Raw genomic sequence first — 21,493 nt, 5'->3', positions numbered from 1 at the left:
ACCGTGAACGCCTCACCCGAGCCGGTGACCAGGGGCCGCACCATCACTGTGACCGGGAAGGTCACGCGAGCCAACTGGGAGACCAGGAAGTACGCCTCCTACGGGGGCCGCCTGGTGAGCCTGCAGTTCAAGCCCACCGGAGCCACCTCCTACACCACGGTGAAGAAGGTGTACGCGAACGGCTCGGGCGATCTCAGGACGACCGTGAAGGCGTCCAGGACGGGCACGTGGCGCTGGGCGTACTACGGCAACACCACCACCGGACCGTCGACTTCGGCCGGGGACAACGTCGTAGTGAAGTGATTTCCCTGGCGGCGTGAGACCCGGGCGGAGGAGTGGCCACCCGGAGTCGGGGAGACAGCCGGGCCAGGGTCATCGCCGGCTTTCCGGCGCGGAGCTCCGGGCTGAGTGCCGCCTACGGTGAGGCGGTCGTCTCGGCCCTGTTCTCCCGACGCTGCGTCGAAGTGACGAGGAGCGGTCAGGAGAGGCAGTCACCCGAGCCGATGAACTCGGGGGTCGCCGTGTTCCCGCCGTAGACGGCCACGGACCAGCGGATGTACTGCCAGGACCGGTTCCTGCTGTACTCGTCCCTCAGCTTCCCGCAGGCGGTCCTTCGGGCGACGTCCTGGAAGTTGTCTCGCTGGGCGCGGCCGATCAGCGCTCCATAGGTGTCCCGGATCCACACGTACGCGGCCTTCTCGGCCGGGTCGAACCCGAGGCTGATGTCGTCGTCCGCGGCGGAGGGGTCCACGCCGTTGCCCTCGGCGACCCGGGTCCTCCACGCGGCGGTGATGGCCTTGTCCGTGGCGTCGGCGACCCGGATCTCGTCCTTGTCGGTACTGGGTATCTGCGCGGTCGCCATACCGGACTCGTCCCCCCGCCACTGCCCGGCGACCTCGTTGTAGCACCCGTCGGTGGCCTGCCCGAAGCCGAGGACGTCCGCCTCGGTGTCGTCGTCGTAGTTCTTCCAGAAGACGGAGTAACGGCCGTAGGGCCAGGTGGTGGGGCTGCCCTGGAGGCGGCGCGCGAGAGCGGTGCAGGATGCCGTCTCTCCCGCTCTGCGGAACACCTCCTGGTCGTCCTCGGGCAGCTGGGAGACCGGCCCGCCGGTCACCATCACGGTCTGCGCACGCCGGTTGAACGTGACCGTGGCCGTGAGGTGGTCGAGGCCCTTGGTGGCGAGCATGGACCTCACGTCGTCCTCGATCACCCGGGCGGTGTCCTTCTCCTCCTGGGTGCTCGCGGTGGTGCTCGCCCTCCACTCGTCGTCCGACGGCTGGGCCTCGTCACCGGACCGTGTGAAGGCCGGGTGGGCCACGCCCGCCAGCGGATCGGTCGGTACGCGCAGCCCGCGCGGATCGGCAGCGGTCCGCGTCGCCGCAGCGGGGCCAGGGGTCCCGGTGGGCCCGGTGGCGCCACCGGCGTGCCGGGCCGGGGACGCGGTCGACCGGCCGGCGCCGGCGTCCCGCGCGCCGCCTCGGTCCTTGCCGTTCGGGAAGGCGGCCGGAATGGCCAAGGCGCCTCCGGCGAGAGCGCCGATCACGGCGGCGGCCACGAGCACGGTCGTGACGGCCCGTCCGCGGGAGGGCGGGGAAGGGGCGTGCCAGGTGGGGTCGTCCACGGCGGGCATCTCCCACACGGCCGTGACCAGTTCGCCGACCCGGGTGGGTGGCGATGCGTCGCCGCCCGCGAGGACCTGGGTGGCCTGCGAGGCGAGGAGCCGCGAGCACTCCTGGGAGGCCGAGGCGGCGGATATCCGGTCGGCGGGTTCCTTCGCGAGGGCGCTCTCCACGATGTCGCGGAGGTCCTCGGACACACCGTCCAGGTCGGGGTCCCCGGACATCACACGGAACGCGACCACGTCCGGCGCGCCGGTACCGAACGGGAGCCGGCCGGTGGCGGCGTAGGCGACGAGCGCGCCCCAGGCGAACATGTCGCCCTCCGGCCCGGCGGTGCTGGTGCGGTAGTACTCGGGGCTGATCCAGCCGGGGGTGCCGGTCATGACGCCCGTCCGGGTCACGCTCGTGCCGTCGGCGGCGCGGGCGATGCCGAAGTCGAGGACGCGAGGGCCGGCCGGAGTGAGGATGACGTTCTGCGGCTTCACGTCCCGGTGGACGACGCCGGCCTCGTGGACGGCCGCCAGGGCTTGGGCCGTACCCGTCGCGAAGGCGTACAAGGTGCCGCCGGTCAGGGGGCCGTGGTCGGCCAGGTACTGGTTGAGGGTGGGGCCCGGGGCGTATGCGGTCGCCAGCCAGGGCGCGTCGGCTTCGGGGTCGGCGGCGAGCAGCGGCACGAGGCACGGCCCCTGCACGCGCGCGGACAGCTGTACCTCGCGGCGGAACCGGGCCCGGAACTCCGGGTCTTCGGCCTGTGCAGGGTGGATCACCTTGACGGCGACCCTGAGCCCGTCGGCGGTGAGACCGGCATGGACGGTCCCCATGCCGCCGGAGCCGAGGCGGCCGATGATCCGGTACGGGCCGACACGGGAGGGATCACCGGGGCGGGCGGGTTGCACCCGCCCGCCGGAACCAGCAGCGCTCACGAGGAGTCCCAGCCTAGGAAACGTACAGTGAAGAAGATGTGAAGGTGTATATCATGATCACATAACCAGGTGAAACGGGTCCCGGGTCGCACCCGGCCGTGGATATGGTGCTCGCCCGCCGTGTCGCACCGCGGCAAGCCCTTTGCGGCGACCCCGTACCGGCTCGGCTGCCGCGGCCTCCGGTGCGTGGCCGCACACAGCGCCGAGAGCCTGGAGTGCCGACGGGCCCTGGGCGAAGAGGTGTTCACTCGCGAGCGGCGCAGGCGCGTCCTGCCAGTCGGCCGGAAGCTCGGGGCGGGGTCGGGTGGTGCTTCAATTGCCCGCGCGCGCCGGGCCGGGGAGGGCCTGGGCGACGCCGGGGCGGCTGTACCGGTCCAACGAGTCCTTCTACAGCCTCTGACCCGCATCCCGCCCGGGCGAAGCGTCACGGTCGTCCGGGGGCGCCACCGTCTACCGCATCCTCGCCGAGGACGCCGATGGCACCCTTCCGCGAGCTCGGGCGGCACCGCCCGCCCCGCTGGCGAGCGATCGTTCACCGACCGGCGGGAACGCACCCGAGGGAGCTGGTCGAGGAGCGGGAGGGTGGAGCGGGAGGAGGACGAGTACGACGAAGCTCCCGGTAGTCAGTGGGCGGTCATGACACCGTCTTCCGGGAGCTTCATCTTCACCTACGAGCTGGGAGCGTTTCCGGTCCTGGCCCGGCATCGCCTGGAGGCGGCCCCGTGCGTGAGCCGTCTCCTGCGGTCAGGGGATCAGCAGGGGAAAGTGCCGCTGTAGAGGGCGTGTCCGTAGGAGGAGCTTCCGGCGCCGAAGCCGTAGACGCCGTCATCGCTCCAGACCGCCTCGCGGAACCCGTTGGCGCAGGTCGACGCAGGCGCGAGAGCGAAGCCCTCCAGATTGTCGGTCGGCATGACGGCCGGATTCGTGTAGGTCACGTCCGGCACGATCGTGCCGGCTGCGTTGACCTTCATGAAAGTGTGCGTCTCGCCGCAGGTGTTGTCGCAGGTCGCGACGATGCGCTGGGTCCCGGCGTCGAACATCACGTCCATCACGGACGCCTTGCCGGTCGAGACGGTGCCGAACGTGGTGAACGTGCCGTCGGAGTTCAGACCGTAGACGTGCAACGTGCCGTCCCACTCCAGACCGGCGAAGTACAGGCCCGACCCGTGCAGCGGGTAGTTCGCCGGGTTGTACGCGGCCCCGGTGAGCGGGTCGACCCAGCCGTTCGCGGTGAGCCAGCTGTCGGGCACGTAGCCGACGCCCTCGAAGCCCAGGTTGGCGTCGTCCTTGCTGCCCGTGTCGAGCTGGGGGAACTGCGACGTCATGTCCCACTGGTGGACCGGCGTCAGCGTCGATCCGGCCGCGGCCGGGTCGAACTCCATGATGGTGTCCTTGGGAACCGTGTTGTCGGCGTTGTCACGCTCGGACGTCACGTAGATGTGGCCATTGCCGCCGACCGTGACTCCCTCGGAGTCCGGCTGGCCCGAGCCACCCGCGAACCGGATCTGCTTGCCGGTCGCGCTCCACGACGGGTCCGGGACCCACTTGCCGTTGCTCTTGACCAGCTTGTACAGCCAGTTCTTGTTCTTCGCGGCCCACAGCACCGACGGGTTCGCCGGGTCGAACGCCAGCCCGCTCACATCCCGGCCCTCCGGGCCGGTGGACGTGGTGAACGCGCAGACGTTGTCGGTGATCGTGACGTCCAGGCCGCCCGGCCACGCCGGCGTGCCCGGCGGAGTCGAGCCCGTGCCGGAGGGCGCCTCAGGGGTGCAGCCGCTGGTCAGCGAGCCCCCGCCGCCCAGCAGATGGCCGGTCTGGCCGCCGCCACTGCCACCGCCGGTACAGGAGTTGGCGCTGCCGAACGTCGCGGTCGTGGAGGTCTGGAACCAGCCGGTGCCGTTCGTGCAGCGCTCGTCGGACGGCTTGGCGCCGTCGGTGGCCCAGGTCACCGAGTCGACGGTGGTCCCGTTGCTGTCGAGGAGGAAGAGCGAGTCGTTGTCGCCCAGACCGAGGGTGGAGTTGAACGTGATGTAGCCGCGCGCGGGGATGCTCGTCGCGCTCGGAGAGGAGGACGAGATCGAGACCGGGGAGTGACTGGTGTCGTTGTCGACGTACTTCCACGACCCGATGCTGACCGCGCTCGTTCCGCCGTTGTACAGCTCCACGGTGTCCGAGCCGTCGGAGGTGACCTCATTGATCCGCACCTGGCTCACCGACGGGATGGACGACGGGCAGCCCGAGGCGTTCGCGGCGCCGAACGTGGTCGCGGTAGTCGCGGTCACCCATGCGCCGGTGCCGTCGCCCCCGCAGCGTGCCATGGCCGGTTTCGCCTTGTCGGTGGCCCACTCGACGCGGTCGACCGCGGCGCCGCCGGCCGTGTAGATCACCAACTTGTCCGAGTCACCCAGCCCCTTGGGCGAGTTGAAGGTGACGAACCCGCCGGCAGGGATCGTGGTGGCGGACGGGCTGAACGACTGCGGCGAGAAGCTGTCGTCGGACACCTTCCAGCCGCTGAGGCTCACCGCGGTGGAGCCGGAGTTGTACAGCTCCACGGTGTCATTGTTCGAGGAGGTGACCTCGTTGATGCGAACGTTCTGGTAACCGGCCGGGTCAGCGGCAGCCGCGGGCTGAGCGGCGACCAGCCCGGTGGCGACCAGTCCTGTGAACGTCAAGGCCGCGGCGCACACCGAGGCGACGCCGACGCGTGAGTGTGAAGTAGGCACGAGGCGGAACTCTGGTGAAACGACGTTGAAACGGCGTGTACTTCGACTGAATGCCGCCTGCTGACCACCAGAACGACAGGGGCACATCGCCGGGTGCGCACACCAAGCGCGCATCACCAAGCGCGCATCACCAAGCGCACACGCCAGCCGCGCATTGCCGGGCGCGCATCGTCACGAGCGAGGACGCGGCGACCTGAGCACAGGCAGAGTGAGTGACCCGAAGCCGGGTACGGGTCGGGCCCCTCGTCCGTGTCCGCGTCCACGGGGGTGACGTCCTTGACGCGTTGCTGTGCCCCGGGCGAGCTGTGCGGAGGTCACGGCGGCTGTCGCAGCCGGCGGCGGCTCGGGGGCCGGGGCGGGCCGTCTGGGCGGCATCGCCATCCAGACCGTCGTCGTGGCGGTGCTGGACGCGGCCGGGGTCCGCCCGCGCGCCCCGCTGACCCGCGTCGCGGCCAGTCTTCAGCTGGTCCCGGAGGGGGCCATGGTGGTCGTCGTCCTGGCCGTGGTGGTGATGGGCACCCAGCTCTCTCCCCATCTGCACGCCGCCCGTCCGGCCCCCGCTTCGGTGGCGATCGCCGTCCTGTGGGTGATCGGTCTGATCCTGCTCGACCGGGCCGGCCGGGGTCTGCCGTGGCGGGAGGGCGAAGACGCCCCGGACAGCCGGCCCGAACCACGCGGCCATTCCAGGGGCAAGAAGGAGAAGGCCGCCAGCGACAAGGGCGTGAGCACCGCTCGCGCCGGGCTGGTCCTCGGCGTGTCCGCGCCGGCCACTCTCGTGGCCGGTGTCGTGATCGAGCGCAGAGGTGAGGATTTCTTCGCCCGTCAGGGACTGAGTGGTGCGCTGTTCGGCGCGACCGTGCCGACGGCGGCCACCTCCCTGCCGGAGGTGAGCACCGGCCTGACCTCCACGAAGCCGGGTGACTACCAGCTCCCCGTCAGCGACATCTTCGGCGGCAACGCCTTCCTGCCCGTGCTGTTCCTGCTCGCCACCGTGATCTCCGGCGAGCCGGTACTGCCGGCCGCGCACGACACCGACATCTACCTCACCGCGCTCGGAATCATCCTGACCGTGGTCCACATGGCGGGGCGGATCTTCCGTCCGCGCCGCCAGTACGCGCGCATGGGCGTCGACAGCATCGCCGCGGTGGTGATCTATCTCATCGGCATCGTCGGACTGGCCACCATCGTCACGTGAGCGGAGACGCCCCTCGGCCCCTGTCCCGGGGCGCTGTCAGGCGCGGCCGGGTGCGGCGCGGGCACCCGATGCCGCCTGACCGCGCCCGCACGGGGCCGTACCGCTCGTGTCGCCGCCACCTGCGCGGTGCCGGCTGTGGAAGACGCCCGGCCGGCCGGGCGCTGACGAGCCCGTCGGCGGCACCGGTGGCGGCGGCGTCACGGGGGTGGCGGGACCCGTCCGGATCCCCTGTCCTGTGGGTGTTCAGTTCGGGGCTCTCGCAGTGGACCATCAGGCAGATCGACTTCGAGGCGGGATCTCGCCTCACGTAGGCCCTGTCCGGAGTCGTGACGACGTGGCGGGAGAACGGGAAAAGGAGTCGATGGCTGATCATCGGGCTGGTAGCGTTCAGTCGACCGTGACACCGCCCGAGGAGGTGAGACCCGTGAACGCTGTATCGACGTGGGTGCTCCCCCATCCGATCACGGCCGGCGATTGACGTAGGTGTCGCCGGGAGCGCCTCGACACCAAGGCACTCCCGAAAGGCAACAATCCATGCACTCTCTTCGGTTCACCGCCGAGTCGTCGTCGAACGGCGTGGTCGAACGCGACTTCACCGTGGGCGGCGTCCCTGGCGTTCTCTGGTCGCCGGCTTCCGGCACGGCCGATCGCGCGCCCCTGGTCCTGCTGGCCCACGGTGGCGGCAACCACAAGAAGCACCCGGCGATGTCGGGCCGCGCCCGGCTCCTCGTGACCGGTTGCGGCTTCCACGTCGCCGTCATCGACGCGCCCGGTCACGGCGACCGGCCGCGCACGGCGCACGACGAGGCGGAAATCGCCGAGCTGTTCCGGGCGCGGGCGGCGGGCGAGCCGGAAGGCCCGATCGTCGTGCGCTACAACGACCACCTGGCCGAGCTCGCCGTACCCGAGTACCGGGCAACCCTGGACGCTCTCCAGGAACTTCCCGAGATCGGCACCGGCGGGCCGGTCGGCTTCTGGGGCCTGAACATGGGCACCGCGATCGGCATACCGTTCGTGGCGGTCGAACCCAGGATCACCGCCGCGGTCTTCGGCCAGCACTGGCCCGACGTCCTGGCCGAGAAGGCGAAGCAGATCACCGTTCCGATCGAGTTCGACCTCCAGTGGGACGACGAGCACATCTCCCGCGAAGAGGGTCTCGCCCTGTTCGACGCCTTCGCCTCGAAGGAGAAGTCGTTGCATGTGAACTCGGGCAGGCACAAGGAGCTCCCCAGGTTCGAGGCCGACAGCGCGGTCCGGTTCTTCGCCCGGCACTTCGGCCGAGCGGTCACCTCGCCGGCCTGACGGGCGCGGTCACGGCGCCCGGCCTACCGCCGGCCGGGCGCCGCTACCGCTCGGCCATGGGGCCCCTTGTTCAGGCGCGGGTCCACTTCTGGCCGGCCTGGCCGTTGCAGGTCCACAGGACCAGCGGCGTTCCGTCGGCGGTGTCGGCCCCGTCGGCGTCGAGGCACAGGCCCGCGTGGACGTTGCGGATCGACCCGTCCTGACCGAAGGTCCACTTCTGGTTGTTCTGGCCGTTGCAGGGCCAGGTGATGACGCGGGTACCGTTGGCGGTGCCCTGGTCGTAGGCGTCCAGGCACTTGTCGCCGTAGACGCGGATCTCCCCGCCGGTCCACGCGGTCCACAGCTGGTTGGCGGCCGTGTGGCAGTCCCAGAGCAGTACCGTCGCACCGGCGGTGGTGGATGCGTTGTCCACGTCCGCGCAGCGGTCGGACGCGCTGCCCCGCAGACGTGAGGTGGTGGCGGCAAGGGGGCTGCCGCCGGTCACCCGGAACACGGCCACGCCGTGGGCGGGGACGCTCGCCGAAATCTGCCCGGACGTGCTCGACGTGCCGCCGGTCCACAGGTCGGTGAGGGTGAACGGGCCGCCGGAGAGGCCGACTTGCGCGGCGGTCGCGGTGACCGTCGCGGTGCCGCCTCCCCGGTTGAACAGGCCCACGGCGACCGAGCCGTCCGACAGGGGTTTGGCGAACACCTCGGTGGCGCCGTCGTCGCGTATCCTGCGCCCGCCCGCGCCCAGCGGATCCTGGTTCACCGCCAGCAGACGCGGGTTGCGCAGGATCGCGCTCACGTCGGCGGACATGGTGCGGATGTCGTTTCCGGCCATGAGGGGGGCGCTCAGCAGTGCCCAGAGGGCGAAGTGGGAGCGGGACTCGGCCAGTGTCAGGCCCGGACGGCCGACGACCAGCATGTCCGGGTCGTTCCAGTGTCCAGGACCCGACTGCGCCGCCAGCGGCGCGGTGACGTCCAGGACGTTCCCGACACCCATCGGGTAGCTGTTGGTGTTGCCGTTCTGCCAGATGTCGAGCAGGTCCTCGGTCGTCCGCCACAGGTCGGCGACCTCGCCCCAGTTGTAGGTCGAGCCGGTGATGGCGTGGAAGCTGTTGGGGTTGATGGAGTAGACGATCGGCCGGCCGGTGGCGCGCAGGGCGTCACGCATCAGCGTGAACCGCGCGACCTGCTCGTCGCGGGTGCCGCTGGAGGAACACCAGTCGTACTTGAGGTAGTCGACGCCCCAGGAGGCGAACGCGGCGGCGTCCTGGGCCTCGTGCCCCCTGCTGCCGGTCGAGCCAGGATAGGCGCCGCTGGTCTGCGCGCAGGTGCGTTCGCCCGGCACCTGGTAGATCCCGAACTTCAGGCCCTTGCCGTGGATGTAGTCGCCGAGTGCCTTCATCCCGCTCGGGAACTTCACCGGATCGGCCCGCAGGTTGCCTGCCGCGTCACGCTGCGGGTCGAACCAGCAGTCGTCGACCACGACGTACTGGTAGCCGGCGTCCCGCATGCCCGAGGACACCATCGCGTCGGCGGCCTGGCGCACCTGTGCCTCGGTGATTCCGCATCCGAAGCTGTTCCAGCTGTTCCACCCCAGCGGTGGCGTGAGCGCGGGGCTGCCCGGCGCGGCCGAGGCGGTGGACTGGGCGGAGGCCGTCACGGTCGCGGCGATGGTCAGCGCGGCGGCCGCCAGGAGGCGGAGCAGTCGTCCGCCTGATCGTCTGAGCACGGGGGCTCCTTCGGCACGGCGAGGAAGGGACAGGAGGGTTCGAAATATCGGGTGCCATTCGGAAACTTGAGGTTCCACGGATATTAGAGAGGAGCCTGAACATGTCAACACTGCACGAACGAGCCAACCGGGTTCGCGGGCGACGGACCCGGAAGGGGGACTTGCCAGGGTCAATGGTGAAGTGACCGGCGGCAGTTGGCGGGGATCCGGTGTCGAACGTTTCGGCAGCCTTGCCGAATCCTGCGGGAGGTGTTGACGAGCGCGCTCGCTCTCCTATCATCCAGGATGCTCGATAAATCGACCCTTATCCGGTATATCGAACGCACGGCAGCCGCTCCGCCCCATGAAGCCGAGGAGAACGCCGTACATGCACATGTCATGGACGCAACAACACCTTTCCCGTCGGCGCGCGCTGACGGCCGCCACCGGCATGGTCGCCGGCGCCCTGCTGCCCCACGGGGCCGCCCACGCGGCCGCCTCCACGTACACGAACCCGGTGATCTGGCAGGACTTCGCGGACATCGACGTCATCCGTGTCGGCGACACGTACTACGCCTCCGCCTCGACGATGCACTACTCGCCGGGCGCGCCCGTCCTGCGCTCGTACGACCTGGTGCACTGGGAGATCGCAGGCCACTCGGTGCCCGTGCTCGACTTCGGTGCCAAGTACGACCTGAACGGCTCCCGCGGCTACGTCAGAGGGATCTGGGCGTCGTCACTGGCCTACCGGCCGAGCAACAGGACCTTCTACTGGCTCGGCCAGATCGACTTCACCCGGACGTACGTCTACACCGCGACCGCCGTCGAGGGGCCGTGGAACCGGCTGACGACGATCGGCACGCCCTACTACGACGCGGGGCTGCTCGTCGACACGGACGACTCCCTGTACGTGGCGTACGGGAACACCACCATCAGCGTGGCCCAGCTCTCGCCCGACGGCCGCAACCAGGTCCGCACGCAGCAGGTGTTCACGACGCCGTCGAGCGTCGGCACCCTCGAAGGCTCACGCTTCTACAAGATCAACGGGCAGTACTACATCTTCCTGACCCGCCCCGCGAACGGTCAGTACGTCCTGAAGTCGTCCAGCGGCCCCTTCGGCCCCTACACGATGCGCCAGGTCCTGCTCGACCTGCGCGGGCCGATCCCCGGCGGCGGCGTCCCGCACCAGGGCGGGCTGGTGCAGACGCAGAGCGGCGCCTGGTACTACCTGGCCTTCGTGGACGCCTATCCCGGCGGCCGGGTGCCCGCGCTGGCCCCGGTCACCTGGACCTCGGACGGCTGGCCGGTCGTGCAACTCGTCGACGGCGCGTGGGGCACCTCGTATCCCAGCCCCGCCGTGCCCTCTCCGCCCCGTCAGGTCACCCCCATGACCGGCGTCGACACCTTCGACGGTACGACCCTCAAGCCCAACTGGGAGTGGAACCACAACCCGGACAACGCCAAGTGGTCGGTCGGCAACGGGCTGACCCTGCGGACGGCCACCGTCACCAACGACCTGTACTGGGCCCGCAACACCCTCACGCGCCGCATCCAGGGCCCCACCTCCACGGCCACCGTCCAGCTCGACCACTCCGCCATGCGGGACGGCGACCGGGCCGGACTCGCACTGCTGCGGGACTCCTCCGCGTGGATCGGTGTCACACGCGACGGCGGCGTGACACGGGTGGTGATGGTCACCGGGCTGACCATGGACACCAACTGGAACACCACCGGCACCGGCTACGAGGTCGCGAGCGCGCCCGTCCCCGGCGGCCCCGTCTGGCTGCGCGCGACCGCGGACATCCGCCCCGGCGCACCACGCCCCGGCACCTTCTCCTACAGCACCGACGGCACCACCTTCACCCGCCTCGGACCCGCCTTCTCCATGGGCAACGACTGGCGGTTCTTCATGGGCTACCGATTCGCCCTCTTCAACCACGCCACGCAGGCACTCGGCGGCGCGGTCCGCGTCACGCGGTTCGAACTGTCCACGCCCTGAACCGGTCCACCGATCGCACCACCCAACCACCTGCTGACAGCCGGGGCCCCGGCTTCGACCGGGGCCCGCCACAGCCGTCAGGCACTGGAGCGGACGACCAGGTGGGTCGGCAGGATCAGCGCGGTGGGGTGCTGCCCGTTGACGAGCGCGACCAGCATGCGCGCCATCTCCCGACCCAGAGCCTCTACGGGCTGATGGACGGTGGTGAGCGGCGGATCGGCGATCCGGGAGACGCTCAGGTCGTCGAATCCGACCACGGCGACGTCGGCGGGGACCTGCCGGCCGGCCTTCCGCAGCGTGCGCAGCGCTCCCACCGCCATGTTGTCGCCGGCTGCGAACACGCCCTCCACCTCAGGGCGGTTCGCCAGCAGCGCGGCCATGGCGGCGGCTCCGCTGTGCTCGGTGAAGTCCCCCTCCTGCGGCGGCAACGGATCGAGGCCGGCGGCGAGCATGGCGTCCCTGTAGCCGCGGTACCGGGCGCGCCCGGCCTCGGTGTCCAGCCGCCCGCAGATCGCGGCCACCCGAGTCAGACCGCGCGAGAGCAGATGCTCGGTCGCCTTGCGCGCCCCGCCGACGTTGTCGACGTCGACGTACCACCGGGGAGTCGTACCGACCGGGCGTCCGCCGAACACGACGGGCATCTGCGCCTCCTCGGCCACCCGGGTCAGCGGATCGTCCTCGCGCAGCGCCATCAGCATGGCGCCGTCGGCGCCCCTGGAGCGAAGGAGTTCCGCAACTCGCTTGCGGCCGCGGTCGGAAGCGGCCAGGCACAGCATCAGATGCAGGTCCGCCTCCTCAAGAGCGGCCGACGCCCCCACGATGACCTGGGCGAAGAAGGGATCGGCGAAGATCGACGGATCTTCTCCCGAGACGACCAGGGCGGCCGCTCCCGTCTGCCGGGTGGCCAGGGCGCGGGCGGTCGGGTTGGGGACGTAACCGAGTTGCCGCACGGCCCGCTCGACGGCCTCACGTTTGGCGCGGCTGACGTGCGGAGCGTTGTTGAGGGCGCGGGAGGCCACGGAGCGGGAGACACCGGCGCGTTCGGCCACCTCGTCGAGCGTCGGCTGCCGACGCGGCGCATCTTCTGCCATGAGCCGTGAGTCTTCCACAGGTCAGGGACGCCAGGGGTGGCCATCCTGGGAGCGCTTCCAGTTTCCCCTCTCCTGGCCTCGTATTGCGGTGAACGTCAACCCTTGGGGCGGATTGGTGTGCCGACTATTGACAGCTCAATCAGCCCACCCCACGATTGGGACCGCTTCCAGTGGGAGCGCTCCCAACACACTCGAATCCCGCCCAGGAAATCGAGGTACAGCCATGCGCCGCAGACTCCGGATACTGGTGGCGGCCCTCTGCGCCCTGCCGTCCGCGCTCGCCCTCGCACCGTCCGCCCACGCGGCCGACCCGACCACCATGACCAGCGGGTTCTATGTGGACCCCGACTCCAGCGCCAAGCGGTGGGTGGCCGCCAACCCCGGTGACGGCCGGGCCCCCGCGATCAGCGCCTCCCTCGCCAACACGCCGACGGCCCGTTGGTTCGGCTCCTGGAGCGGCACCATCGGCACGGCCACGGGGGCGTACGCGGGAGCGGCGGACTCCGCCGACAAGCTGCCCGTCCTCGTCGCCTACAACATCTACAACCGTGACTACTGCGGCGGGCACTCCGCGGGCGGAGCCGCCTCGCCGTCCGCCTACGCGAACTGGATCGCCCAGTTCGCCGGCGGGATCGCGGGCCGTCCGGCGGTCGTCATCCTCGAACCGGACTCCCTCGGGGACTACGGCTGCATGACCCAGGCCCAGATCGACGAACGGGAGGCCATGCTCACCAACGCCCTCACCCAGTTCAGCCGCCAGGCCCCCAACACCTGGGTCTACATGGACGCCGGCAACCCGGGTTGGGTCAGCCCGGCGACCATGGCCCAGCGCCTGAACGAAGCCGGCCTCCGTCAGGCCCACGGCTTCTCGCTCAACGTCTCCAACTACTTCACGACCGCCGAGAACACCGCCTTCGGCAACGCCGTCAACAGCGAGCTCAGTGCCCGCTACGGCTACACCAAGCCGTTCGTCGTGGACACCAGCCGCAACGGCAACGGCTCCAACGGCCAGTGGTGCAACCCCGCCGGCCGTCGCATCGGCACCCCCACCCGGACGGGCGGAGGCGCCGAGATGCTGCTGTGGATCAAGACCCCGGGCGAGTCCGACGGCAACTGCGGCGTCGGAGCCGGCTCCACGGCCGGACAGTTCCTCCCCGAGGTCGCCTACAAGATGATCTACGGCTACTGATCCGCGACCCCCGCCGCCCGCACAGGCGGAGTCGGCAGTCCGCCGGGCGGCGAGCACCTGCCTTCCGCCGGGCACCTGCCTTCCGACGGGCGGCGGGCACCTGCCTCCACCACCTCATCGACATCGACCAGGAAGCAACCATGAATCCACGCAGCCTTCGGCGCCGCGCGGCCGTCGTCGTCGCGGCCCTCACCGCGGGCGCCGCTCTGACCGCGACGCAGGCGCAGGCCACACCCACGCAGGACGTGCTCACCCCGGCCACGAAGTTCTACGTGGACCCGCACAGCAAGGCCGCGCAGCAGGCCCTCGCGGACCTCGGGAACGGAGACACCGAGAACGCCGTCAACATGGCCGAGCTCGCGAGCTGGCCGCAGGCCGAGTGGTTCACCGAGGGCACGCCCGACGAGGTGCGCGGCAAGGTCGGCAAGCTCGTCCACCGGGCCCGGGCCGTGGGCCGGACCCCGGTCCTGGTCGCCTACAACGTCCCGGGACGGGACTGCACGCAGTACTCCAGTGGCGGAGCCGCATCCTCCGCCGCCTACCGGCAGTGGATCGACGCCTTCGCCGCCGGCATCGGCACCAGCAAGGCGCTGGTCGTCGTCGAACCCGACGGCACGGCCCTCCTCCCCAAGGACTGCGGACCCACCACGGACCCGACGGGCGAACTCACCGCCGCCCGCATCGCCGACCTCGCCTACGCCGTGAAGACCCTGAAGGCCGGACCGCGCACCGCCGTCTACCTGGACGCGGGGAACGTCCAATGGCGGCCCGTCGGTGAGATGGCCCAGCGGCTGCTGGACGCCGGGGTCCGCCACAGTGACGGCTTCGCCCTGAACGTGTCCAACACCCACCCCACCGACCACAACGCCAGATACGGCACCTGGATCGCCCAGTGCATGTGGTTCGCCACCGAGGGACCCGAGGAGGCGCGTGGCCACGCCGAGCGGTGCGCCGACCAGTACTACTCGGCGACCGCCCCCAACGACGGCACCCCCGGCAACGCGGTCTCCGCCACCGACCCCACCACCTGGCGGTGGACCGACGCCTGGTACGACCAGAACGTGGGCACCCCGCCGGCCGACCGGTTGCAGCACTTCGTGATCGACACCAGCCGCAACGGACTGGGCGCCTGGACCCCCGAGCCGGGCAAGTACACCGGGGACCCGGAGGCCTGGTGCAACGCACCCGGCCGCGGTCTCGGCCCGCGCCCCACCGCCGACACCGGCGTACCCCTCGTCGACGCCTACCTGTGGATCAAGATTCCCGGTGAGTCCGACGGCAGCTGCACCCGCAGCACCGGCGGCGCCATCGACCCCGAGTACGGCATCGTCGACCCGCCCGCCGGTACCTGGTGGCCCGACCAGGCCCACACCCTGGCCCGCAACGCGGCACCGCGCCTGACCTTCAACCACTGAGCGGCCGAGACTGCGAGCTCCTCCGGCTTCTCGAAGAAGAACCCGTACCTGAGGAAGGAGACGCCGTACTCGTGCCCCGACTCGGGTGGCAGCAGGTGGAGGCAGGGAGAAGCCGCCACCACCCGGTCCCGTCGTACCGGGACCAGCCCACGACAGGGGAGTCGAGCGCCGAAGCCGCCGATGTCCGCCTCGTCGATCGGCGCAGGTGGCTTCCGCGCACGCGTCCGGAGACCGGTAGGCACCTCCACCAAGGGGTGAGGCGGGAGAAACCTGCCGGACGGACGCACCGCTGTGATCGGGCGGGGCCGTTGCTCAGGAGGACGGCGGTGGGTCCTGTGGGGGGTGAGGAGGAGAGCCGTTTCCTTCGGGTTCCTCGTAGGGAATGCGGTTCAGGTGAATGACGCTCCCCAGCGTGCCCCACTCGTCGCCCCCGAGCTTGGCCAGGGGGCGAAGCCGCTCGGAGCCGGGCCGGCCGCCGACGATGTACTCCTCCTTCACAGCGGCATGCAGCACCCGGCCGAAGACGAGGGTGGAGTTGCCCATGCGCAAGGTCGTGTGTGAACGGCACTCCAGCACGACGGGTGAGGCGGCCACCCTGGCCGGGCGGACCCGCAGACTGGGCTCGCGTTCGATGCCCGCGACGTCGAACTCGCTGACGGTTCGGGGGAAGTCGGTGGCGGTTGCGTTGATCATCCGCAGCAACGGCTCCGAGGAGAAGTTGACGACGAACTCGCCTGTGTCTTCCACGTTGCGCAGCGAGTCCTTGCGGCCGATGGAGGTGAACTGGACGATCGGCGGGTCGGTGCTGGCGATGCTGAAGAAGGAGTGCGGGGCCAGGTTCTCGGTGGTGCCGTCGGGTGTGATCGTGGATACCCAGGCGATGGGGCGTGGGACGACGACGGAGGTCATGAACCCGTAGAAGGCGTCGCTGCCCATGACCTCCGGATCGAATTCAACGCGCATGACCGTGAGTATCCGTGGCAGGCGTGATCCCACCCCGCCGAAACGCCGCGCCGTCGGTTCGGCCACCGGTGTGCGATGCACGGCCTCCCCAAGGCGGCGAGATCACCGCACGGGCCCGAGCGCAGGGGCCCGAGTGCACGGGCCGAGGGCGGCGACGGCGCTGCTCTGCCGCTGTTCGACCTGCTGTGGCGCACCGACACCGCCCTTCCCGGGCGACCGGGAGAAGACGATCCTGGCCCGCCTGCCGGCCCTGCACGCCTTGGCCGCCCCGTAGAGCCCAGGAGCCTGACCCGCCCGCCACCGTCCCGGCCCCGGACGCACGCGGGGGCGTCGGGCGTCGTTGTCGTCGGACCCATTGTCAGTGGCCTGCGGAATGATGCGGGGAATGTGACGGCCCGTCCGGCAGAGGGTCACCGAGGCCGGCGGCGACGAAGGGAGGGGTGCCGTGCGCAGGCCGGTTACGGGCGAGGTGCACGTTCACTACGGTCAGATCTACGTCGAGAGCGATCCGGACGGCGTGAACCCGGACCTCTCCGAGGCGTTCGCAGGTCAGAGCGGGGGGTTGTGCGGGGCGGCGGTCCCGGGTGTGCTCTGGTTGATCACCGGACTGCACACGGGCAACGTCGGCTTCACCGTTGAGGTCCACGACGAGGCCCCTGTGCTGGACCCGGTCTGGGAGGACGTGGTGGAGGTGTCCTTCCGTCCGGTGTCGGAACGCACCAGTCTGGTGCAGTGGGCGGGCGAGGCCGCCTGGGACCTGGGTCTCGCCCGGACCGACTACCGGGTGCGGTACTGCGCCCGGGGGATGGACGAGGGACGTGAGCTCGACACCAGAGTGGCCGGGGAGCCACAGGCGGACAGCTACCTCCTGCAGTTCTGGCCCGCGCCGCCGAGCCCGGACCGCTTGGTCCGCCAGACCTCACGGATCGCCGCGTACTGGCACCGCCACGCGCGCGAACTCCCGCCTCCCCCCACACCCGAGCAGCGCGCCGAGACCGAGCGCCTGGCCCGCCTGGCGGAGGAACGGGCCGTGCAGGAACGGCGAGTGCACCGCGAGCGGTGGGAGTGGGGCGGACGGCTGCCGAGCGAGGCGCTGCGCGGTGTCGGCGGCAATGTCCGCGGACTGCTCCGCTTCGACAGCGAGCTGGTGCACGCGCTCGATGCCGCGGGTCCCGTGGTCCAGCGTGCGGTGGCGTTGCTGGCCGCTCGGCGGGCGTGTGAGGCGGCGGGCCTGACCGACGTGCCATGGGCCGCCCGGGCGCTCACCGCGTTGGCGGAGAGACGTCCGCTGCCGCCGCCGTTCGAAGACGCGGCCCGACTGTGGGAAATCCTGCGCTCGGACCCGCGGGTCCCGAGGCGGTCGGTACTGGAGGCGATACCTCCCGAGCGAGAGCCGTACCGCCCAGCGACGGCCCCGGCGGAGGCCGGGTGGACGTGGGTCCCGGCCGTGGAGTCGGGGGACGACGGGCGAAGGCGGCGGGGCCTCGGCCGGGCACTGGGCACGCTCGTACCGACGATGCCCGGGGGCAAGGGGCCGGCACCGGCCGGAGGCATGGGGCGCGGCGCCGCCGTGGTGGTGCACGCCTCCGGCGATCCGCGCGGCCCCGAGCGGATCTCACAGCCGCACTTCGCTCTTCCCGCCGTGCTCGCCGCCGTCGAACCCGTCCCGCTGAGGGCGGCACTGGACGCGGTGTGGCACGCGGTGAACACGTACGGCGAGCACTACCCGGAGCTGCTGGAGGGAATCCGGTCGGTGTGCGCCGAGCACGTGGGGGCGTAGGCAGATCTCCCGTCCTGCCGTCGGCGCCTCCCGGTAACGGGCTCGTCTTCTTCGTCCCACGACGTTGGCTCGCCGTGGCGGAAGAGGGGACGCAGCCGGTTACGCACGCGCTACGCGGCCTCTTCGGGAGCGCCCGGCAATGCCGAACCAGCGTCCGTGCAGGCGTTCTTGCCGGGCAGACCACGGCGAAGTAGTCGTCCGCCGGCCGATCGGTGGCGGCGGCCACCACCACCGCGGCGATCAGCGGATCGGCGAAGGGTTCCTCCCAGTGCGGCCGGTCGACGACGAGGACACTGGCGGCCCACTCGACGAACTCTTCGAACTCGTAGGTGAACCGGCCTTCTTGGCACAGGAGCCCCGGGCGGCCACCAGGGCCGGGAGGGACTGCTCGTCGGCCATCCGCTCGCGCAGATTGTCGGACTTCCCGTACAGGCCGCGTACGGCCGCAAGACTCCCCACCGGCGCGCCGGCCGCAGTGATGCGCACCCACCACGCCTGCCGTCCGGTCCCGGACCATGCCGCGCCGGAGCCGGCAGACCGCGCCGCCTCGGGCGGGGTCCGAGCGGGATGGTCGGGCGCTTGGGGCGTGTTCGGCGCTCGGGTGACAGGTGAGGGGGCGTCGCCTGGTTCACGTGGGGTCGTGCTCCGCGACATGGGCGTCGGTCTCCTGTCGCGGGACACAGCTCAAGGTCAAGGCAGGCGGATGTTGTCGTACCTGGTGTTCGGCTCCCCGTTGGCGTACACGCGCGGGGAGGTGAACACCCCGACCAGCTCCTCGCCGACGATCGTCCTCCGGGGAAGGCTCAGTCCGTAGTGCTCGCCCATCAGCCGGTACACGTCCCGGATGTCCGGGACGCGCAGCCTCCACCTGTCCGGCTCGTCGGGCGAGTCAGGGTTCGGGGCGAGGCTGCCGAGCCCGATCTCGGCGGTCATCCGCCGGGTGAGGGGATGGTCCGCCCTGACCGCCTCGTGAACCTCGCCGTCGAAGTAACTCCAGTCCAGCTCTCCGTCCACGATCACATCGATGACGGGCGGGTCCATGGTGGTGTCCATGATGGTCAGCCAGGTGCGGCCCTCCCACACGTGCTTCACGTGGTCGGGGCGCTGCATGTAGAAGCCGTCGTCGCCCCCGCACAGGGCGAAGGCCCACCCCGCGTGCTCGCCCAGCCTGGCCCAGTCCGGGATGTTGCTGGAGCGGTCCAACACCGTGTTGAACACGTCAGGAGACATGATGCCGAGGCCGGGATCCGCTCCCCGCATAGCCGCCAGCTCCTCGACGCTCACGCCTTTGACCATCTCCAGGTAGAAGCCCCAGGAGGTGAGGTCTTGCTGTATCCACTCGAATCCCTCATCGCTCATGACCGGAAGTGTGGCGGCGGGGTCTGACAGCCCGGCCCGGGACCGCGATCCGTGTCGCACGACGCCATGCCGACTGCCGTGTCGTGGGAGTGGTGTCCCGCACCGGACGCACTGGACACCCGTCGGTAGTTCCGTGGCACTGATCGTGCCGGATCCCGCCCTCCGGCCCAGGTTCGTGCCGGCCGTCCGCGGTGCCGTCCGACCCGTCTGCGGACTTCCGACGCAGGAACGCCCTCCGCGACCCTGAAACCGGGCACCCCCGCCCCGGCCATGCCACGTTCGAATCGGCCACCTGCGAGGGCGCCAGCTTCTTCGAGTCGGCGATCTTCGAGGACTGCGCCGTCTTCGACCGGCTCCTGGACGAGCACGGTGCGGTGGACGTGACCTGTCCGATGGTGCCGGCCTGTGCCGCCGTTCGCCGGCCGCAGATGCGGATCGTGGCGGGACGCGGGCCGCTGGACGCGTTCATCCCCCACATGCCGGGGGCGGAGGCCGAGGTCGACTTCGGCGACGTGACGGTCTGGCCGGAGAGCAGGTCGAGGTCTGCCTGTTCTCGATGCACCTGTCGTACTCCGGCAAGACGGTGCACCGCATCGTGGCCTCCCGCCGGGCAGGAGGCGTTCTTCGAGGGCCCCTCCACGCTCTCAGCGTGCTGGGCCTACGCGTGACCTTGCCCGCAGTCGCACTGGCAGGTCCCGGACCGGGGGACGGTCTCGCCGGGACGGTAGGTCTTCTCGCTGCTCTCGCTCATGCCCTCGTCATCGCGCACACGGCTCCCCGGAGGGCAACACCCCGGTGCCCGAACCGTGTGAACCTCGGCTCAGCGCGTCTCCGGCTGCCACCCCAGCGCCCGTGAGATGCCCCGCGCCGCGAGCCGTACCGCCGGGATCAGCACGGGTACCCGGGCCGTCGTGTGCGGGACCACGACCGACACCGCCGCCGTCACCCCACCGTCGCGGCCGTGTACCGGGGCCGCCACCGACAGGGCGTCCTCGGTTATCTGACGGTTGCTCACCGCTACGCCCGTCCGCCGCACTTCGGCCAGTTCGCGGCGCAGTCGCGCGGAGTCCGTGACGGTGTACGGGGTGAACGCGGTCAGCGGTCCCGCGCAGTACGCCTCCTGGAACGGCTGCCCGCTGTGGGCCAGCAGCGCGAGCCCGACCCCGGTGGCGTGCAGCGGCCAGCGGGCGCCGACCCGGATGTGGACGCCGACCGCGGAGCGCCCGGAGAGCCACTCGATGTACACGACGTCCCCGCCGTCGCGCACCGCCAACTGCACGTTCTCGTGCGTCGCCTCGTACAGGTCCTCCAGGTACGGCAGCGCCACCTGCCGCAGCGCGAGCCCGCGCGGGGCGAGCGCCGCGACCTCCCACAGCCTCAGGCCCACGTGGTAGAGACCCTCCGCGTCCCGCTCCAGGGCGCCCCACTCGGTCAGTGCCCCCACCAGCCGGTGCGTGGTGGTGAGGGTGAGCCCGGCCCGGCGGCTGATGTCGGTGAGACAGAGCGCCGGATGCGCGTGGTCGAAGGCCGCGAGCACGGCGAGCAGCCGGTCCGGCGCGGAGCGCACCGTCCGCGGGGGCAGCGCGTCGGCGGTCATCGGGACGGCGTCACCCGAGCCCGCTCTCGGCGACCCTCAGCAGCAGCGTGTGCAGGACGTCCCGCTCCTCGGCGCCGAGCGGCCGGAGCAGTTCGCCCGTGACCCGCGAACCCGCCTCGTCGGTGTCGCGCAGGAAACCGCGGCCGGCCTCGGTCAGCACGACGATCCGGCTGCGCCGGTCGTCCGGGGAAGGACGGCGCTCGGCGAACCCCAGCCTCTCCAGGTCGTCGACCAGGCCGACGATCGCGCTCGGGTCGTAGCCGAGGGAGGTGCTCAACTCCCGTTGCAGGGCGCCCTCGGAGGTGGCGAGGAAACGCAGCAGCGCGTAGTGGCGCAGCCGCAGGCCGGACTCCTGGAGGAACGCGTTGAACAACTGGCCCGAGCGCAGTCCGAGCCGGTACAGCAGATAGCCGGTGTCCGCGTGCAGTCCGCGCATCCACGGCTCCCGGGCGTCGATCGGGGCGGAGCCCACGGCGTGTTCTGGGGCGTGCTGCTGGCCGGTGATGGCGGGCTCCCTGGGCCGGGCCTCCGTCCGGAGGCGGGACATACGGATGTACTGCCCACAGCATGCCGCACGGACAGGCCGGCAACAACTATTGACGACAACAATGATTGTCCTTAGCTTCGATCCCGGACCGCACG

14 protein-coding genes and 1 pseudogene are annotated in these 21,493 nt (G+C 70.9%); 7 read left to right on the top strand and 8 right to left on the bottom strand.

The features are described 5' to 3' along the window. Window positions 1–303 (top strand): annotated as a pseudogene (locus tag ACH4LD_RS33765) (hypothetical protein); the annotation flags it as partial. 175 nt (window positions 304–478) lie between these two features. Here ACH4LD_RS33765 and ACH4LD_RS33760 read toward each other — a convergent pair. Continuing rightward, window positions 479–2,542 carry a protein kinase gene (locus tag ACH4LD_RS33760; RefSeq protein ID WP_398057752.1) on the bottom strand — a complete coding sequence of 688 codons (2,064 nt, stop codon included), beginning with the start codon at window positions 2,540–2,542 and terminating at the stop codon, window positions 479–481. 752 nt (window positions 2,543–3,294) lie between these two features. After that, a complete protein-coding gene (locus tag ACH4LD_RS33755) occupies window positions 3,295–5,265 on the bottom strand; it encodes a lamin tail domain-containing protein (RefSeq protein WP_398057753.1) in 1,971 nt (656 codons plus the stop codon). A gap of 289 nt (window positions 5,266–5,554) precedes the next feature. Here ACH4LD_RS33755 and ACH4LD_RS33750 point away from each other — a divergent pair, with 289 nt between their 5' ends. Further along, a complete protein-coding gene (locus ACH4LD_RS33750) occupies window positions 5,555–6,460 on the top strand; it encodes a hypothetical protein (RefSeq protein ID WP_398057754.1) in 906 nt (301 codons plus the stop codon). Between the two features lie 534 nt (window positions 6,461–6,994). Beyond that, on the top strand, window positions 6,995–7,762 hold the full coding sequence (locus tag ACH4LD_RS33745) for an alpha/beta hydrolase (RefSeq protein WP_398057755.1): 768 nt from the start codon (window positions 6,995–6,997) through the stop codon (window positions 7,760–7,762). Window positions 7,763–7,832: 70 nt separating this feature from the next. Here the strand turns inward: ACH4LD_RS33745 and ACH4LD_RS33740 are convergent, their stop codons facing one another. Then, window positions 7,833–9,479 carry a glycoside hydrolase family 27 protein gene (locus tag ACH4LD_RS33740; RefSeq protein WP_398057757.1) on the bottom strand — a complete coding sequence of 549 codons (1,647 nt, stop codon included), beginning with the start codon at window positions 9,477–9,479 and terminating at the stop codon, window positions 7,833–7,835. A gap of 367 nt (window positions 9,480–9,846) precedes the next feature. Here ACH4LD_RS33740 and ACH4LD_RS33735 point away from each other — a divergent pair, with 367 nt between their 5' ends. Further along, a complete protein-coding gene (locus ACH4LD_RS33735) occupies window positions 9,847–11,457 on the top strand; it encodes a glycoside hydrolase 43 family protein (RefSeq protein WP_398057758.1) in 1,611 nt (536 codons plus the stop codon). Between the two features lie 77 nt (window positions 11,458–11,534). Here the strand turns inward: ACH4LD_RS33735 and ACH4LD_RS33730 are convergent, their stop codons facing one another. Further along, window positions 11,535–12,548: a LacI family DNA-binding transcriptional regulator gene (locus tag ACH4LD_RS33730; protein ID WP_398057760.1), complete on the bottom strand. Its 1,014-nt coding sequence runs from the start codon at window positions 12,546–12,548 to the stop codon at window positions 11,535–11,537. Between the two features lie 223 nt (window positions 12,549–12,771). Between ACH4LD_RS33730 and ACH4LD_RS33725 the strand changes: the two genes are divergently transcribed. Then, complete coding sequence (locus ACH4LD_RS33725; RefSeq protein ID WP_398057761.1) at window positions 12,772–13,737, top strand: glycoside hydrolase family 6 protein; 966 nt, start codon at window positions 12,772–12,774, stop codon at window positions 13,735–13,737. A 140-nt stretch (window positions 13,738–13,877) separates the two neighbouring features. Beyond that, a complete protein-coding gene (locus ACH4LD_RS33720; protein ID WP_398057762.1) occupies window positions 13,878–15,152 on the top strand; it encodes a glycoside hydrolase family 6 protein in 1,275 nt (424 codons plus the stop codon). Between the two features lie 312 nt (window positions 15,153–15,464). On the opposite strand, the gene ACH4LD_RS33715 is transcribed toward ACH4LD_RS33720, so the two are convergent. Beyond that, window positions 15,465–16,115: a flavin reductase family protein gene (locus ACH4LD_RS33715; protein ID WP_398057763.1), complete on the bottom strand. Its 651-nt coding sequence runs from the start codon at window positions 16,113–16,115 to the stop codon at window positions 15,465–15,467. A 445-nt stretch (window positions 16,116–16,560) separates the two neighbouring features. Between ACH4LD_RS33715 and ACH4LD_RS33710 the strand changes: the two genes are divergently transcribed. Further along, a complete protein-coding gene (locus ACH4LD_RS33710) occupies window positions 16,561–17,895 on the top strand; it encodes a hypothetical protein (RefSeq protein ID WP_398057764.1) in 1,335 nt (444 codons plus the stop codon). A gap of 690 nt (window positions 17,896–18,585) precedes the next feature. Here ACH4LD_RS33710 and ACH4LD_RS33705 read toward each other — a convergent pair. The 3 genes from ACH4LD_RS33705 to ACH4LD_RS33695 form a co-directional block, all read right to left on the bottom strand. Then, window positions 18,586–19,254, bottom strand: coding sequence for a hypothetical protein (locus ACH4LD_RS33705; protein ID WP_398057765.1), 669 nt, complete (start codon window positions 19,252–19,254; stop codon window positions 18,586–18,588). 820 nt (window positions 19,255–20,074) lie between these two features. After that, entirely contained in the window at window positions 20,075–20,851 is a 777-nt protein-coding gene (locus ACH4LD_RS33700; RefSeq protein ID WP_398057766.1) for an IclR family transcriptional regulator, read from the bottom strand. Between the two features lie 10 nt (window positions 20,852–20,861). Then, window positions 20,862–21,323, bottom strand: coding sequence for a MarR family winged helix-turn-helix transcriptional regulator (locus tag ACH4LD_RS33695; RefSeq protein ID WP_398057922.1), 462 nt, complete (start codon window positions 21,321–21,323; stop codon window positions 20,862–20,864). Window positions 21,324–21,493: the final 170 nt, after the last annotated feature.

Source organism: Streptomyces sp. NPDC017676 (assembly GCF_044329325.1).
GTDB lineage: Bacteria > Actinomycetota > Actinomycetes > Streptomycetales > Streptomycetaceae > Streptomyces.
This window is presented reverse-complemented; position numbering and strand designations above follow the sequence as displayed.